Raw genomic sequence first — 15,606 nt, forward strand, 5'->3', positions numbered from 1 at the left:
GTCAAAAGCGCTCAAAGTCTGTCCGCCGACTGCTGGCGACGTCAGACGCCCTAACGTGAAACTCACTGTGAGCATCCAACGGGCCAGAGGGCAATAGATGCGTTCTAAACTCATCGCCGACCACCCCAAGACTTTTGCGCTCATTCTCGAAACGGGAGACGAGATTCTCTCTTCACTCAAGAAATTCGCGCATACCCAACACTTAGCAGCGAGCAGCTTCAAAGCAATCGGCGCGCTCAGCAATGTTGAGTTGGGTTGGTTCAACTGGGAGACGAAGAAGTATCAGACCGCCGTCAAGCTTGAAGAGCAAGTCGAGCTTCTCTCACTGATTGGCGACATCGCGCTCAAAGACGACGAACCACAAGTCCACGCCCATCTTGTCATTGGACGCCGCGATGGCACCGCTCATGGAGGACACCTGCTTCATGCAACTGTGCGGCCCACATGCGAGATCGTCATCACAGAGAGCCCGCAGCATCTTCAGAAAGAGATCGATCCGGAATCGGGCATTGCGCTCATTCGTATATGACACCACAACCGTAGAACGCAGAGGAGTAACGACATGGGAATCAAAGAGTTAGTCGGGATGGATTCTGAGCCTAAAGTACGGTACGCGATCGTTGGACTTGGCGACATAGCGCAAGAGGACATGATGCCCGGTGTGGATCACACCGGCAATTCACGCATCACGGCGTTGGTGACCTCAGACGCAGTAAAAGCGGACGAGCTAGGACGCAAATACGACGTCGAAGCGACCTACAGCTACGAGCAGTTTGAAGCGGCCCTTGCATCCGGAACCTTCGACGCCATCTATCTGGCAACTCCGAACTGGCGTCACGCCGAATTCATTATTCCGGCCCTCGACGCTGGAATCCACGTGCTGACGGAAAAGCCACTTGAAGTTTCTACGGCGAAGTGCAAACAGATCCTGGATGTTGCTGCGAAGTCTGCAGCGAAGTTGATGGTTGCATATCGTCTGCACTTTGAGCCAGGCACACTCGACACAATCTCACGGATTCGCGCCGGAGAACTTGGCGAAGTGCATCTGTTCGCATCGACCTTCTCGCAGTTGGTCGATCCGGACAATCACCGAGTCAAAAATGGAGAGTTAGCAGGCCCGGTATTCGACATGGGGCCTTATCCGGTCAACGCTGCCCGCTACATCTTCGAAGACGAGCCGACCGAAGTTGTGTCCGCCGTCGGAACGAGGCACCCAGAGTCAGGTTTTCCGCAGGATTTCTTTGACACCGTCGCCGTGACGCTACGCTTTCCAAAAGAGCGGTTGGCCCAATTCAACCTCTCTTACTTTGCAAGTTCCTCAAACTCACTGTTCGCCGTGGGCACCAAAGGCACGATTGAGTTGAATCCCTCCTACACTTTCGGCAGGCCGATCGAACAGACCATTGCATTTGGGAAAAAGATTGAAGACCACTCGTTTAAGAACGTTGACCACTTTGGCGGCGAGATGAAGTACTTCTCCGAATGCATCCTCAATGACGAGCATCCCGAACCTGATGGTGAAGAGGGATTTGCTGATGTACGCATCCTTGAGGGCATCGTTACCGCGCTTCAGAGCAATAAATCCGTTGTGCTGGAGCCATTCCAACGTTCACGGCGAATCGACACCGACCGCCAGAAGATGACTTTAGGCGCTGTCTCAACGCCCGAGCTCGTGCACGCTGGAAATCCAGCTCGGGGCGCAGAGAAGAAACCTAAGAACTAATCTCGCAGGTTAGTCATCGTAGCCCTAACTAGGCATTCGCCTAGGGTCTGCATGATTAATTTGGAAGAGTTCCGCATGTATGTGATCTGGTCCCATCACATGCGCATCATACCCATCACTTAGTTCGTTCTGACCTCTTCGATCGCTGCATCAGGTCGCACCTCCAGTTGAATTAGCAAACGTCCCTAGCCAGCGAGCGCCTCGCGGAGGTCTGCGGGTAGGACTGAGGAGAGACGCCATGAAAGCACTCGTGTATCACGGACCCAAGAAGGTCTCCGTCGACACCGTTCCAGACGCAAAGATCGAGAAGCATACTGACGTAGTCATCAAACTGACCACCACAAACATCTGCGGCTCAGATCTGCATATGTATGAAGGACGCACAGATGTCGAAAAAGGAAAGATCCTTGGCCACGAGAACCTCGGTGAAGTTGTCGAAGTAGGTGAGGCTGTGGACACCGTCAAGAAGGGCGACAAGGTTGTCCTTCCGTTCAACGTTGGCTGTGGGTTCTGCGCGAACTGCGAACGAGGGCTCAGCGGATATTGTTTGACGTGCGCTGATCCAAGCGTAATGCCTGGTATGGCCGGCGCAGCATATGGATTTGCAGGCATGGGCCCGTATAGCGGAGGGCAAGCGCAGTATCTGCGTGTTCCGTACGCCGACTACAACTGTTTGCAATTGCCGCCCGATGCCGACGAAAAAGAAACCGACTACGTCATGTTGTCCGATATCTTTCCTACGGGCTGGCACGCAACTCGCCTCGCCAATCTTGAACCGGGGCAATCTATCGTGATCTACGGTTCAGGCCCAGTGGGATTGATGGCCGCACTGTCGGCACGAATTCAGGGAGCGGCACAGATCTTCGTCGTTGACGACATTGATGAGAGATTAGCGCTTGCAGAGCAGATAGGCGCCACTCCTATCCATACGAAGAAAGGCAACATTGGCGACCAGATTCGTGAAGCCACCGGTGGATGGGGTGCCGATTGCGGCGCCGAATGCGTCGGTTATCAATGCACGAACGGAAGAGGAAAGGAAGTTCCCAATCTGACCATGAACGCCCTCGTAGATGCGGTAAAGGCCACAGGACAAATCGGGGTTATTGGAGTGTTCGTGCCACAGGATCCGAAGAGCGAAGATGAACTCGCGAAGAAAGGTCAGATAGCGTTCGACTTCGGCAAGTTCTGGTTCAAAGGTCAGAAGATGGGCACGGGTCAGTGCAACGTCAAAGCCTACAATCGGCGCCTACGAGATCTCATTCACCAGGGTAAGGCGAACCCTTCCTTGATCATCTCGCACGAGCTATCACTCGAAGAAGCTCCTACAGCGTACCAACACTTCGACAACCGCGACAAGGGCTGGACAAAAGTCGTGCTTCATCCGAACGCGGCCTAGATCAGAGCTGCTTCACTTCGGCCTATTGCTCGCCGAATCGACATTGTGGAGGCCGGCCGACGCCGGCTTCCACAAGTCATTTCCGTAAAAGGTTGCAGCGTGGATTGCCAGACATCCTCCTGTGGATCCTTTCAATGAAGGAGATATGTCATGAGTTCTTCGGAGAACATAATTTCCAGACGCAACCTCGTCGCAAATCTCGGCGCGGGTATCGCTGGTGCTGCCCTCACTTCTGCGGTACCAGCGTCAGCTCAGACCTCCGGTGACGGGACGGCGGCACCTTTTGTAGATCCCACGACAAAATACCCAAAGCCGCCGTATCCAGGCCAGTCGCAGCCTTGGCCAGGCCTTGCCAGCAAGATGAATCCCCGCCCAGATCACGGTGAAACCAGCTACAAGGGGTCGGGGCGACTTAAAGGTAGGAAAGCACTTATCACTGGCGGTGACTCGGGCATGGGCCGTGCTGCTGCAATCGCCTATGCGCGTGAAGGCGCCGATGTCGTCATCAGCTACTATCCATCGGAAGAGCCCGATGCCAAAGAAGTGATTCAGCTGATCAAGGCCGAGGGGCGAAAAGGGATTCCACTTCCCGGCGATTTGCGGGAAGAAGTTTATTGCAAGTCGCTTGTAGCGAGGGCCGTTGAAGGTCTTGGTGGACTCGACATCGTGGTCTCGAATGCCGGCCGCCAGCAGCAGTGCGAAGACATAATGCAGCTCACAACAGAAGCATTCGACGCAACGATCAAGACTAACATCTATGCGCCGTTCTGGATCATCAAGGCAGCCCTCCCTCATCTGCGTCCCGGCTCCGCAATTATTGCGACCACATCCGAACAAGCTTACGACCCGGCTGGCAATCTCTATGACTATGCTCAGACGAAGGCCGCGACGATGAATTACGTAAAGTCGCTCGCGAAGCAGTTTGGACCGAAAGGAATTCGAGTAAACGGCGTTGCGCCCGGCCCAATTTGGACACCTCTCCAGATATCTGGCGGTGCAACGCAAGATCACCTAATCCACTTCGGTGAGACGTATCCGCTGCGGCGGGCTGGTCAACCCGCAGAACTCGCGAGCATCTATGTGCAGCTTGCCGCCAACGACGCCAGCTACACCACCGGGAACATCTACGGAGCCGGCGGCGGGGCGGGGCAACCATAGAGTTATTGCGCCACGCGGCAAAAACACGATAGACGCGTAGCACAAATCATGATCTAGACAACGAATCAGACAAACGGAGGAACTATGCTCATCATCATTTTGATTGTGCTCATTCTGGCTGTTGGCGGCGGTGGATATTACATGGGACCTGGCGTCGGCTACTACGGTGGCGGAGGACTCGACCTTGTCCTGATCATCGTCTTGCTCTTTCTGCTCTTTGGAAGAGGCCGCTCACGACTTTAACAATGCACTTCTGCGGAGACAAACACTCAGAGGAATCTCAAGATGATGTCACGATCTCAGCTCAAAGTCTTAGTGGTCGGTACTGCAGGGCCGACCGCTGGTTTGGTGCCGGCCGAGTTGCGCAAGCGATCGAGCTATATTCGAGGTTTGGTTCACAAAAAAGACGATGAAGAGGCTGCTCTAAAACGCGGCTGTCACGAAGTTGCAATCGCGGAGTTGAGCGACGCCAAAGCTGTCGCGAAAGCGCTCGATGGTATCGACGCGGTATTCTATGTGGCGCCAGTTGAACTCAAAGATGGGGCTGCGAACTCGAACCCTCACGATATTCCCTTAATAAATCTTCACGAGTTCTAGAAGCAGATACATTTTTCTCGGGATCTCCGTCGCCCGCGAAAGTTGCGGCGTCGTTCATTCGTGTGAAACCTCGGCGATTTCCGGAATTACGTTCCAGGCGAGCGCCTGATCAAGGTGACCATCAGAGTTGAAGCTGAAGGAATTTGAACTAAAGAACTCCAGACACTTCGCTTTAAGGCTCGCGGAGCTTCGACCGAGGACTTATCGAGTGGTACTTTCGCTCCCGTTTTAAGAATGAGTGAATCATATTCATGAGAGAAAACTGGGATTTGCCGTGTTTGGCATGTCGAGCTACTCAGTGTTGAGCAATGCCCTCCAACCGCGCCGCACGCTTTGAGCCTTACCAAATGATAAAACTGACGGATGCCGATTCCAACAAAGCGAGGGGCCGGTCCAGACGAGCGCCCTGAAATCCTCAAACAGCGTCAACAGGCTAAGATGGCTGAGTCCGCCCATGCCTATGTCAGGGGCAGTACGGCCAACTTCTATGACTGGCTGAGGCGGAATAGAAAAATCATCCCCGATGGGCCGACCATCTGGATTTGCGGCGATTGTCACGTCGGCAATATCGGCCCTCTCGCGGATGCCAACGGAAAGATCGAAATTCAGATTCGGGATCTGGATCAAACTGTCATCGGCAACCCTGCACACGACCTATCCGCCTGGCTCTTTCACTGGCGACGGCTTCACGGGGCTCTGATCTGCCGGGGGTAACCGTCGCTAAAATCATGGAGCAGATGATCATTGGCAATGAGAGCGCACTCAAGGCTCCAAAGACAGCCATCGCCATGCAGGGTAAGCTCGATCCCATTCGGACTGTGCTTCATCTGTCCCGCCGCAGGAAATGGCATCATCTTGCCGAAGAGAGGATCGAAGATGTGCGTCCCCAGATTCCGCTCGGTCGGCGCTTTTGGACCCTCACTGACCAGGAGCGAGGAGCGATCAAAAAGCTGTTTGAAGAGAAGGACGTCACCAACCAGATCACCGGGTTGAAAGGCCGGAAGGATTCGGCCAAGGTACGAGTGATCGATGCCGCATATTGGGTAAAGGGGTGCAGCTCGCTTGGCCGGCTGCGATACGCGGTGCTCGCAGGAATCGGCCCGGAAAAGAATCGAAGCTACTGTCTCGTTGACTTAAAAGAAGCCGTGGCTTCCTCTGCGCCTTCTATTGAGCGCTTCGCCGGTACGGATGCCGAGCGAGTAGTGCAGGGCGCGTGCGCTCTATCTCCAAATCTTGGGGAGAGAATGGCGGCCGTTAGGCTTTTGCGAAAGGACATTGTAATGAGAGAGCTGATGCCCCAGGATCTTAAATTTGATTTAGATCTTTTGACCCGCGATGAAGCTGTCGATATCGCGAGGTTTCTAGCCGGAGTCGTGGGCAAGGCGCATGGCCGGCAGATGAATCGAAAGATGCGCTCTAAGTGGCTGGCCACGCTCGGCAGCCGGCACCCAAAGGATCTGAATGCCCCAGTTGGCTGTGGGAGTGCGTAACCTCACTCATCGCCGAACATGAAGTCGCATATCTGGAACACTGCCGTAGGTTTGCTTTGCAGTACTAGATTCTGCATGGCGAGGCGGCAGCATCCCGCTGAGTATTCGGTCTAATCGTCCGGCTGAGGCGAGCGCGTTTCTCTCGAGGGCTTATGAGCCAATCTACCTTTCAGCCCGCACAAAGCGCACCGTGTTGCGCCTTCCGCTCCGTGGCCAGCCTTGCTGATTTAGACTTCCGTCCGGTACTCGTATTCGATTCTTACGCTATTTCCCCAAAAAGCAAAAATGTCGGAGGAGTATCGCGTCTTGGCGAAGTTTGCCTCGGAGCCTCGATGAGTCAGTCATTCATTCATGAGGCATCATGCTCGGACTATCTGGACGGCTGTGAACGAACGATACGCATCCGTTCAACCTGCCGTCATTGTGGTGAGTCGAGAATTGTGTCGGCATTCAAGGGGCCTTTAGGAGAGGGGGGACTCACACGCCCGCACTTCTCAAAATGAGAAGAGTGTGGAAGACCGAAAAACCCGGAAAGCGAATGCGACGCACCGTCCCATGCCGACCGATGATTAAGTCGATCCTGTTTCAAGGTTCAAGTCGGCGACCCACTAACATTGGAAGGAAAAGCCCCTCGGTGGCCTAAGCTGAGGAGCCCTTGATCGGCAGTCGCGAAACTTAAGCCTGCGTTGAAAACTCGCTTGACTGACTCTTCGCTGCCGTACGAGTACACACATGGATTGTCGCAGTGATGGGTTCTGGATGAACCTGTGGCTTTGGTCCGCATTAGCGGAGCAGTTGCTTCCATCACGAGGCCCAATGGAGGGCGCGAGAGGACTGATCGCCAGCGGTGGTACGAACGTCTTTCTGTGTCCCTTGTGGGGTTAACAACATTTTGAGCGTCGTGCAACTCACTGACGTTACGAAGATTCCCATTGAATGTGTTTGCACTTTAAAACCACCATCGGAGCACCCATGCGCACCCCCAAAACAACTCTCTGCTGTACCGCCCTTGCGATAATCTCGCTGTCCGTGACAATAGGCGCACGAGCGCAGTCAGACGATGATAAGAAGTTTCTCGCCACTGCCGCCCAGTCCGGTGTCAATGAGATTAAGCTCAGCCAACTCGCGGAAGAGAAGGCCTCAAATGCGGATGTCAAGGCTTTCGCGCACAAAATGGTGGTTGAGCACAAAAGACTCTCGGCGCAGATGAAACCGTTTGTTACTGAGTGGTCCATCGCGCCCCCGACAGACTTGGACGACGATCACAAAAAGGAATATGCGAAGCTCAACGGCCTGTCAGGTGGAGACTTTGATAAGGAGTACATCGATGAGATGGTGAGCGACCACGCCACTGCGCTGAGGGACTTCACTTCAGAGGCAAAAGATACCAAGGATGTAAAATTCCGCGCCGCGGTATTGAAGGGCAAGACGGTCGTGGCTGCTCACAAGAATATGGCCTACGACTTGAAGAAAAAGCTGTAACTGGTATGACAATTTCAAGCGCAAGGGCCCAGCACGAGCTGGGCCTTTGGAGACGTAAGCTATCAAGAGAGGAAAAGCATGCTCATCGCTATATTGGTCGTCCTAATAATCCTGGTGGTGGCCTGACCGAAGTTTTGTACAGTTGGATTGTTAGTGTAGCGCAGCGATCTCCGAGTTCGGATCGAAGCAGGATATGGCAGGCGGAGGAGGCGTGAGCGTAGCGAACGGCTCCTCCGCCTGCCGAGTGGTCGATGCCAGCCGTACCTCTGGCGCTGGTGGTCGATAGCCCAGCGAGGAGTGCGGGCGGACGGTGTTGTAGTGCTTGCGCAGCGTTCGGCGAGCACACGCAGCTCTTTCATCGAGTAGAAGATCTCACCGTTCAGGAACTCGTCACGCATCTTGGAGTGGAAGCTCTCGCAGTAGCCGTTCTCCCAAGGAGAGCCAGGTTCGATGTAGGCCGTCTTCGCGCCCGTATCCGCAAGCCATTTGCGAAGATCATGCGCAACGAACTCGGGCCCGTTGTCTGATCGCAGATGCCCAGGAACGCCCTTGGCCACCATCGCATCGGCCAGCGCACCGATAACCTTCGCAGACGACCATCTCCGTTCGAACCGCACCAGCAGCGCTTCTCTCGTGTGCTCGTCGATCAGGTTCAGCGTCCTGGCCATGCGGCCATCGTGCGTGCGCACACTCACGAAGTCATAGCTCCACACATGGTTCACATGTGTAGGACGCAGCCGCACGCACGAGCCGTCGTTGAACCACAGCCTGCCACGCGGCTTCTGTTTCTGCGGGACCTTCAGCCCTTCGCATCGCCAGATCCGTTCCACGCGATCCGTGCCGACCGTCCAGCCGGCATGCACCAGCAGCGCCGTGATGCGTCGATAGCCATACCGGCCATACTGGCCAGCCAGAGTGACGATCGCGCGGGTAAGTTGATCTTCATCCGCCCGTTGCGTCGGCCGGTAGCGCTGCGTGCCGCGTGGCTGACAAGCCAGACGGCACGCTCGTCGCTCCGTGAGACCGTGTCGCTGCCGCGCATGCTCCGCAGCCTGTCGCCGACGCGCCGGGCTTAGAAGTTTCCCGAGGCGAAGTCCTTCAACACAAGGTTATCCAGGCTCAGGTTCGCAACCAGCCGCTTCAGCTTTGCGTTCTCCGCCTCGAGTTCCTTCAACCGCTTCGCCTGGTCGACCTGCAAGCCGCCGTACTCCTTGCGCCAGCGGTAGTATGTCTGCTCTGTAATCAATGCTTCCTTGCAGGCCTGAACCGTCGTCTTCCCGTTCGCAACTCCCACTTCGATCTGGCGAAGAAGGTTCACTACCTGCTCCGCGCTATGCTTCTTGCCCCTCGGCATATCCTGCTCCTCGTACTCAGTCTCTATCACTCAGTCTGGGACAAATTTCGCCGGGCAGACCACTGCGCGCAAGCGTGCTTCTGAGTCGGTTGCCGGAGCTCTTCGATTTCATTTCCGAGGCTTTGGGCTCAGCGTCCCTGCATGAGGTTTATGGATTAAGAGGCCGCATCGGAATGATTCGCGAATATGTCACCGAATGTCTGGAACGGATTCTTCACCTTGACCTTCCCGAAACGGTACTCCATGGTGACCTGAATCTGGGCAACATTGTCAGAACCGTGGACGGAAGATGTCAGTTCATCGATTGGAGCGAGACGTATGTGGGGACTTGCGTGGCAGCGCTCCCGCAACTGCTTCAGTTGGGTGCGCCTGGAAGCGCCGACTCGTCCTATCTTGATTCGGAGAACCTGAAGCGTCTTTATCTGATGACGTGGCGGCAAACCCGACAGACAGCGGCCCTAGAGAAATCTCTTCCGTACATTCCGGTGCTCGGCGCCATATCAGCGTTACACGGGCGTGGAGATTGGCTGCCTTCGTCGGAACGAAGAAGCGCGCGTTGGGAGTTTACGCGCAGGCTTGTCACTAAGCTGGATCGCACGTCGAATCCGATTCCATCCGGGGCCTGTGATGTCGTTGGTAGAACGCAAGGAACGAAATCTGTCGAGCGATTGTCGTCCTTTGGAAATGAGGGCGAAGCTGTCAGTTGTTGAGAGCTGGCTGCTACTCCTGTCTGTCGAGACGAGACTGCATGTTTTGGGATTTCGTTCCTTGCATCGATATGTTCGTGGTCAGAAAGTACGAACGTCGAAATTGCGGTTTCCGCTATCGGTGGAGAGATTGAACTTAGCGATCAACCTTGCCTGCGTCTTTTCTGTTAGGAAGACCACTCTGCTCGAACGCTCGGCGGCGTCGACACTGCTTCTGCGGCGGCACGGCTTTGATGCCAGCCTTGTGATCGGAGTGCAGGTATTGCCATATGAGTCGCATGCCGGGGTGGAAATAGATGGCAAGGTCGTCAGCGATGACGAGAAGCTGCCAGAGGTTTATCGCGTGCTGGAACGGTGCTGAGAGGGAATCGGTATGAGTACGATCTTCGGAAAGCTGACGTTCGATGGACGGCCGATCGAGATGGATGAACTCACGGCGCTCAGTGCTCGGACGGAGCATTATGCGCCGGACGGCAGCTCCTTATTCGTTGAGAAGCAACTTGGAATGGGATATCAGGTGTGTCACACTCACAAGCTGTCCGGAATCGAGAAGCAACCACTCGCTGGCGAGCAAGCCTGCATGCCGAGCTGGGACGGCCGCCTGGATAATAGGGACGAACTCTCCGGTCTGCTTGGAAAACGGGCCTCGCTCGCGGCTGACTCCCAAATTGTCCTCGAGGCCTTTGAACGTTGGGGAGAGAACTGTTTTGCGCACCTACTGGGCGATTGGTCGCTTGCTCTGTGGTCAGCTAAGGAGCGGTCTCTCTATCTCGCGCGGGATCATGCCGGCAGCCCAACACTCTACTTCGAACAGACAGCGAATGGAGTCAATTGGTCCACGCACCTCGAGACCTTCGTGGCGAATGCCAAGACCTATGTATTCGATCAGAGGTATGCTGCCGCTTATCTCATGAATCTCCCAATCGGAGAACGGACGCCCTACAAAGGCATCGAAGCCGCTCCTGCTGCCCACTGGTTGCGATTCAAGGACGGTCACCGCGTAGCAGTTCGATACTGGACTCCACTGTTCCGAGACAAGATTCGTTACACGAGTGATGTCGACTATGAGCGACATTTCTTCGCCCTGTTCCAGCAAGCGGTGGCGCGGCGATGCGCTCCGGGAGAACCGGTAATTGCCCAATTGAGTGGAGGTCTGGATTCAAGCTCGATTGTTACCATGTAGGACTGGATACGCAGGCAATCAGGGGCAACCTCGGACGAGCTGATCGATACGGTTTCCTACTACGACGATTCGGAGTTGAATTGGAATGAGAGACCATACTTCACCGCAATGGAGCGGCAGCGGGGGAAGGCCGGCGTTCATGTGCCTGCACTCTTCTCAGCTCGGACGCTCGAGAAGCCCGAAAGGGAATACTTACTCCCTGGAGCCGATGCGAGCACTAAGGCACGGGAAGAACGACTCGAGAACGCAATAGAACCCGGCCGTTATCGGGCGGTGGTCTCGGGAATTGGCGGAGACGAGTTGTTGGGTGGCCCGATCAATCCGCTTCCGGAATTGGCAGATCTGCTGGTATTAGGAAAGCTTCATCGTTTTCTAAAGCAATCCGTCGCCTGGTGCCTGACAGAAAGGGCACCGATCCTCCATCTTGTTCCGGAGGTCGTTGGGTTCAGCCTCAAAAGGTACTCTGGCTGGAATGGGACGAGTGATAGCGATCCACGCTGGTACACCCAGAATCTTCTTAGGGCGTTTCCTCAACAACGCAATCGCATGCGAAGGGATCGCATCGGTCTTCTGCCAAGCTGCCTCGAAGGCGAGATGATGTGGACGTCGCTCCTCGAGACACAGCCCCATCGTTTTCCGGCGATCACGGTGCGGTATGAATACCGCTATCCACTACTCGATAGGGAACTGGTGGAATTTGTTCTGCGGGTGCCTCCGGAACAGATCAGAAGTCCCGAAAACCGCCGCTCGTTGATGCGGCGAGCGATGGGAGCGATCCTTCCCACGGAAATCCTGGAACGCAGAAAGAAGGCGTTTCCCGCGCAGGCGAACTCGCGCTTACTTGCCGAGCATCGGGTGGAGATCGAATCTCTGTTTCGTGGCTCGCGCCTGGCTTCCCTTGGGTACATCGACGAGAGGAAATTCCTATCCGCTTTTTCAAGTTCCAATTTTCATCAGTCTCCAGTGCTGATGAGAATGATCGGGCTCGAGCTCTGGCTAAGAAATGACCTGGTGACGACATAACGATCCCTGCCGAAGCTCAAGGGGATCCGTGTGAAGAGAAGACTCATGAAATTCGCTCCGCGCGGAAATTCAGCAACATGAGGTGCACGATGAAATATACTCCTCCAGCAATCATGAAGGTCGAAAGCACGAACGCTGCCTTCGCTAAGAAGCAGTCCAACGCGGTCTTCGCAAGCGTGAAGATCGGCCTGAACCCTGATGGTGCGGACACGCAGTCCGCTTCGTCTGGCTACGTCGCGAACGCCTAACCGCCAACTTAGAATGGGGTGGACGGAGAAGCTTCCGTCCGCCCCATTTTATTTTCAATGCATTTCGAGTTCTCGCTACTGCTCGACTCTGCGTTCACCATAAGCTAAATAAAATCCGGCCGGAACCAAAAAAATCGTTAGAACTACCGAAAGAGTCAATCCTCCAATGAGGGCCTGAGCCAGTGGGGCATAAGCCTCGCTTCCTTCGCCCATTTTTAGAGCCATCGGCAGCAAGCCGATCAAAGTTGCCAACGAGGTCATCAGGATTGGACGTAGGCGCACCCGGCAGGAGGTGATGATCGCTTCACGAACGCTCTTTCCTGCCTTTAGAAGATGGTGGGCAAACTCGACGATAAGAATACTGTTTGAGAGTGCGATGCCTGCGAGCATGACGACACCCATCAGCGACATGACATTGAGGGTTGTACCCCATATCAGTAGTGCCAGAATCACACCTATGATTCCCGGCGGCAGCGCCAGCATGATGATGAAGGGGTCAACGACGGATCGAAACTGCGCGACGAGGATCAGGTAAAGCAGCAGCACTGAAAGCGTAAGACCAATGGCGAAACTGCGGAAAGAAGCATTCATGGAGGCGACACTTCCCGTAATGGCTACGTCGATGCCGTGCGGGGGAGTCGCCCTATCGACAATGGCCTGTATCTGCGAAGCGATGCGGCCCAGGTCTTCATTCTGGGGACGCACATAGATATCAATCACCCGGCGGATCTGGGTGTGATCCATCTCTGTCGGCGCGTTGAATCGTTGAATATCGGCGACCATATCGAGGCGCGTGGGGCGATTGATGTGTTCGCCGTGAAGCGGAATGGCACGAAGATCGTCAAGTGACTTGATTTGGCCCTCCCTGTACATCACGGTCAGGAAATAGTTATTCCCGCTCTTCGGATCGATCCATATGCTGGGCGCAATCATCTGATTGGAGGTTAAAGCGGTAATGATGTTCGATACTACTTCCTTTTCACTCAATCCCAACTCGCTAGCACGTGTGCGATTGATAGAAATTTGCAGGGAGGGGTAGTCGATGTCTTGCGGGATGTATGCGTCCGCTACGCCGCTCACTGCGCGTATCTGGCTGGCCAGACGCTGGGCGGTGGCATAGTCGGCTGTCATGTCGTTGCCGGTCACACGTACATCGATGGGCGCGGGCGCTCCCATGTTCAGGACACCGTCGACGAGGCTCCCGGATGAGTAGAAGGTCTGTAGCTCGGGCAGCTCTTTCGCGATGGCCTTTTTCACTTCATCGATGTAGGTAAAGCTGCTGACCTTGTGGTCCGGGTTCAAAGCTACCTGAGTAAAACCAGTGTGCATAGCCGAGTTTGTGGAGAAGAGTGCGGAGAACCCGGGATCCACACCGACGTTCGTGACGGTCATCGAAAGGTCGTGAGGAGACACCACGCGGCGAACAATGGCCTCGAGCGTTGCTGCCTCCTGTTCCGTCGCATCAAGCTTCGTGCCCGATGGAGATTTGAACTGGATGACCATCTGTCCTGCATCCGTTCTGGGAAAGAACGAAAGACCAAGCAAAGGAAAGAGGAGCAGACTCAGCAAGAAAACGACGCCAAAACCTGCCAGTGTTGCACGAGGAGAATCAAGCGCCTTGCTTACCAGGATGTCGTAATGACGAAGCATGGCATCGAAGCCCGCGGTAAAACGGGCGTTGAACCGTGCCCACAGACCTCGGTGGCTTTTGGCAACGGCAGGGGAGATGCTGCGCTCTTCTTCTGCCGATTCGTGAACAACATCTCCATGGGCGCTCTTGATGAAGTTTGCACAGAATAGAGGTACGACCGTGAGCGCGACAAAATAGGACGCGAACAGCGAGACGACTACCGCCAAGGCTAATGCTGAAAAAAGAAACCTGCTGACTCCATAAAGCATGGTGACAGGGAAAAACACAACCACCGTAGTGAGCGTGCCGGCGAGCACTGGCAACGCAACCTCTTTGCCGCCGTCTTCCGCCGCCTTCCGTGGCGACTCGCCTTCTTCCAGATGGCGGAAGATGTTTTCGAGTACGACGACAGAATTGTCAATGAGGCGGGAGAGTGCAAGCGCCAGGCCGCCAAGCACCATGCTGTTAACGGAGCTTCCCGCGAGATTGAGCACGAAGAACGTAGCCAGTAGCGAGAGCGGAATCGAGAAGAAGACCGCGGCGGTCGCTCGCATGCTGCCCAGGAAAATCAGGATCATCAGGCAGGTCAGAAAGAGTCCAACGCCACCCTCGTGCAGGAGTGTTTCGATGGCCGTTTTGACGAAGCGGGACTGATCGAAAACAACCTCGCTTGTGAGAGATGCTGGAACATCGTAGAGTTTCTTCAGCGTTGCCCTCACTCCATTTACGATCGCGATGGTATTGGAGTCAGCACCTGCTTTGAAGATAGGCAGGTATACAGCTCTCTGGCCGTTCACTCGGACGATGTTGTACTGCAGCCCGAATGAGTCCTGCGGCGTCGCTACGTCGCCGACCCGAACAGGTGACTGCCCAACCATTTTGAGCGGCACCTGTGCGATGTCCGATGCTCCTTTGAGCATTGAGTTTGTGTAGATGTCGTAGTCGTAGCGGCCGATCTGTACATCGCCAGCGGGCAGGATGACATTTGCGTCGTTGACTGCACGCACAACGTCCATCGGGCTGAGTTGGTTGGCTTCGAGCTTGTAAGGATCTGCATATAACATGATCTGGCGCCAACGCCCTCCAAAGGGCTGTGGCACCGATGCTCCCGGAACACTGGCGAGCTGGTTGCGGACAAAGTTCTGGCCGATGTCTTTCAGTGTGCTTTCGTTCAAGCCGGCACCGCTAAGAGGAACAAGCGCGACAGGAACGCTGGAGGCATCTTGTTTGAGTACGATGGGCGGGTACGTGCCTGGCGGCATATCGCGAAGATCGCTCATCGCGAGCGACGAGATAGTAGATGCGTCCGCATCCGGATCGGTACCGGTGCGAAAGTACACTTTGATCAAGCTAACGCCGGGCAAGGAACGCGACTCCATATGATCGATGCCCGACGCCAATGTAAATTGGCGCTCGAGGTGATAAGTGATGTTGGTCTCGATCTGCTGTGGCGGCATGCCGGAGTAAAACGTTGCGACTGCAACGACGGGCAGTTTTACGGGCGGAAACATATCCACCGGCATATCGGCAACGCTGACCGTGCCAAGAATCATGACGACCAGGCATACGACGACAATCAGATATGGATTACGGATTGAAAATCCCGACATGCTTC

At 55.1% G+C, this 15,606-nt stretch carries 15 protein-coding genes and 1 pseudogene; 14 read left to right on the plus strand and 2 right to left on the minus strand.

Annotated elements, in window-relative coordinates; all coding sequences use genetic code 11:
* Positions 1 to 97: 97 nt before the first annotated feature.
* From LJD29_RS13095 to LJD29_RS13135, 9 genes are all read left to right on the plus strand, one after another.
* On the plus strand, positions 98 to 529 hold the full coding sequence (locus LJD29_RS13095) for a PPC domain-containing DNA-binding protein (protein WP_446741988.1): 432 nt from the start codon (positions 98 to 100) through the stop codon (positions 527 to 529).
* Between the two features lie 33 nt (positions 530 to 562).
* Positions 563 to 1,723: a Gfo/Idh/MocA family protein gene (locus LJD29_RS13100; protein ID WP_446741989.1), complete on the plus strand. Its 1,161-nt coding sequence runs from the start codon at positions 563 to 565 to the stop codon at positions 1,721 to 1,723.
* Positions 1,724 to 1,961: 238 nt separating this feature from the next.
* On the plus strand, positions 1,962 to 3,119 hold the full coding sequence (locus LJD29_RS13105) for a glutathione-independent formaldehyde dehydrogenase (protein WP_446741990.1): 1,158 nt from the start codon (positions 1,962 to 1,964) through the stop codon (positions 3,117 to 3,119).
* 360 nt (positions 3,120 to 3,479) lie between these two features.
* A complete protein-coding gene (locus LJD29_RS13110) occupies positions 3,480 to 4,277 on the plus strand; it encodes an SDR family oxidoreductase (RefSeq protein ID WP_446745900.1) in 798 nt (265 codons plus the stop codon).
* Between the two features lie 84 nt (positions 4,278 to 4,361).
* Positions 4,362 to 4,520, plus strand: a complete 159-nt coding sequence (locus LJD29_RS13115) for a DUF3309 family protein (RefSeq protein WP_446741991.1) — start codon at positions 4,362 to 4,364, stop codon at positions 4,518 to 4,520.
* 42 nt (positions 4,521 to 4,562) lie between these two features.
* The gene (locus LJD29_RS13120; protein WP_446741992.1) at positions 4,563 to 4,874 is read left to right on the plus strand and encodes a Rossmann-fold NAD(P)-binding domain-containing protein; all 312 of its coding nucleotides are present in this window, start codon (positions 4,563 to 4,565) and stop codon (positions 4,872 to 4,874) included.
* A gap of 363 nt (positions 4,875 to 5,237) precedes the next feature.
* Entirely contained in the window at positions 5,238 to 5,588 is a 351-nt protein-coding gene (locus LJD29_RS13125; RefSeq protein ID WP_446741993.1) for a DUF2252 family protein, read from the plus strand.
* On the plus strand, positions 5,576 to 6,364 hold the full coding sequence (locus LJD29_RS13130; RefSeq protein ID WP_446745901.1) for a DUF2252 family protein: 789 nt from the start codon (positions 5,576 to 5,578) through the stop codon (positions 6,362 to 6,364). Before LJD29_RS13125 ends, LJD29_RS13130 begins: the two co-directional genes overlap by 13 nt.
* Before the next feature lie 972 nt (positions 6,365 to 7,336).
* Positions 7,337 to 7,846 (plus strand): DUF4142 domain-containing protein, encoded by a 510-nt coding sequence (locus LJD29_RS13135; protein WP_446741994.1) that lies wholly within the window; start codon positions 7,337 to 7,339, stop codon positions 7,844 to 7,846.
* 150 nt (positions 7,847 to 7,996) lie between these two features.
* On the opposite strand, the pseudogene LJD29_RS13140 reads toward LJD29_RS13135, so the two are convergent.
* A pseudogene (locus LJD29_RS13140) lies at positions 7,997 to 9,200 on the minus strand (IS3 family transposase).
* A 173-nt stretch (positions 9,201 to 9,373) separates the two neighbouring features.
* Between LJD29_RS13140 and LJD29_RS13145 the strand changes: the two are divergent.
* The 5 genes from LJD29_RS13145 to LJD29_RS13165 all read left to right on the plus strand — a co-directional run bounded on the left by LJD29_RS13145 (position 9,374) and on the right by LJD29_RS13165 (position 12,361).
* A complete protein-coding gene (locus tag LJD29_RS13145) occupies positions 9,374 to 9,910 on the plus strand; it encodes a phosphotransferase family protein (protein WP_446741995.1) in 537 nt (178 codons plus the stop codon).
* Complete coding sequence (locus tag LJD29_RS13150) at positions 9,885 to 10,268, plus strand: lasso peptide biosynthesis B2 protein (RefSeq protein ID WP_446741996.1); 384 nt, start codon at positions 9,885 to 9,887, stop codon at positions 10,266 to 10,268. The genes LJD29_RS13145 and LJD29_RS13150 overlap by 26 nt, the downstream gene beginning before the upstream one ends.
* A gap of 12 nt (positions 10,269 to 10,280) precedes the next feature.
* Positions 10,281 to 11,090 carry an asparagine synthase-related protein gene (locus tag LJD29_RS13155; protein WP_446741997.1) on the plus strand — a complete coding sequence of 270 codons (810 nt, stop codon included), beginning with the start codon at positions 10,281 to 10,283 and terminating at the stop codon, positions 11,088 to 11,090.
* A gap of 141 nt (positions 11,091 to 11,231) precedes the next feature.
* Positions 11,232 to 12,113, plus strand: a complete 882-nt coding sequence (locus LJD29_RS13160; protein ID WP_446741998.1) for an asparagine synthase-related protein — start codon at positions 11,232 to 11,234, stop codon at positions 12,111 to 12,113.
* 89 nt (positions 12,114 to 12,202) lie between these two features.
* Entirely contained in the window at positions 12,203 to 12,361 is a 159-nt protein-coding gene (locus LJD29_RS13165; protein ID WP_446741999.1) for a hypothetical protein, read from the plus strand.
* A gap of 75 nt (positions 12,362 to 12,436) precedes the next feature.
* On the opposite strand, the gene LJD29_RS13170 is transcribed toward LJD29_RS13165, so the two are convergent.
* Positions 12,437 to 15,601 carry an efflux RND transporter permease subunit gene (locus LJD29_RS13170; protein ID WP_446742000.1) on the minus strand — a complete coding sequence of 1,055 codons (3,165 nt, stop codon included), beginning with the start codon at positions 15,599 to 15,601 and terminating at the stop codon, positions 12,437 to 12,439.
* Positions 15,602 to 15,606 lie beyond the last annotated feature (5 nt).

Origin of the sequence: Silvibacterium acidisoli (assembly GCA_022870745.1) — a bacterium.
In the GTDB taxonomy this organism is placed as follows: Bacteria; Acidobacteriota; Terriglobia; order Terriglobales; family Acidobacteriaceae; genus Silvibacterium.

Bases quoted from the DNA above. Each gene is read 5' to 3' on its own strand.
- LJD29_RS13110 (WP_446745900.1), top strand. From the start codon at position 3,480: ATGAATCCCCGCCCAGATCACGGTGAAACCAGCTACAAGGGGTCGGGG.
- LJD29_RS13100 (WP_446741989.1), top strand. From the start codon at position 563: ATGGGAATCAAAGAGTTAGTCGGGATGGATTCTGAGCCTAAAGTACGG.
- LJD29_RS13155 (WP_446741997.1), top strand. From the start codon at position 10,281: ATGAGTACGATCTTCGGAAAGCTGACGTTCGATGGACGGCCGATCGAG.
- LJD29_RS13125 (WP_446741993.1), top strand. From the start codon at position 5,238: ATGCCGATTCCAACAAAGCGAGGGGCCGGTCCAGACGAGCGCCCTGAA.
- LJD29_RS13095 (WP_446741988.1), top strand. From the start codon at position 98: ATGCGTTCTAAACTCATCGCCGACCACCCCAAGACTTTTGCGCTCATT.
- LJD29_RS13150 (WP_446741996.1), top strand. From the start codon at position 9,885: ATGAGGGCGAAGCTGTCAGTTGTTGAGAGCTGGCTGCTACTCCTGTCT.
- LJD29_RS13115 (WP_446741991.1), top strand. From the start codon at position 4,362: ATGCTCATCATCATTTTGATTGTGCTCATTCTGGCTGTTGGCGGCGGT.
- LJD29_RS13135 (WP_446741994.1), top strand. From the start codon at position 7,337: ATGCGCACCCCCAAAACAACTCTCTGCTGTACCGCCCTTGCGATAATC.
- LJD29_RS13120 (WP_446741992.1), top strand. From the start codon at position 4,563: ATGATGTCACGATCTCAGCTCAAAGTCTTAGTGGTCGGTACTGCAGGG.
- LJD29_RS13105 (WP_446741990.1), top strand. From the start codon at position 1,962: ATGAAAGCACTCGTGTATCACGGACCCAAGAAGGTCTCCGTCGACACC.
- LJD29_RS13145 (WP_446741995.1), top strand. From the start codon at position 9,374: ATGATTCGCGAATATGTCACCGAATGTCTGGAACGGATTCTTCACCTT.
- LJD29_RS13170 (WP_446742000.1), bottom strand. From the start codon at position 15,601: ATGTCGGGATTTTCAATCCGTAATCCATATCTGATTGTCGTCGTATGC.
- LJD29_RS13165 (WP_446741999.1), top strand. From the start codon at position 12,203: ATGAAATATACTCCTCCAGCAATCATGAAGGTCGAAAGCACGAACGCT.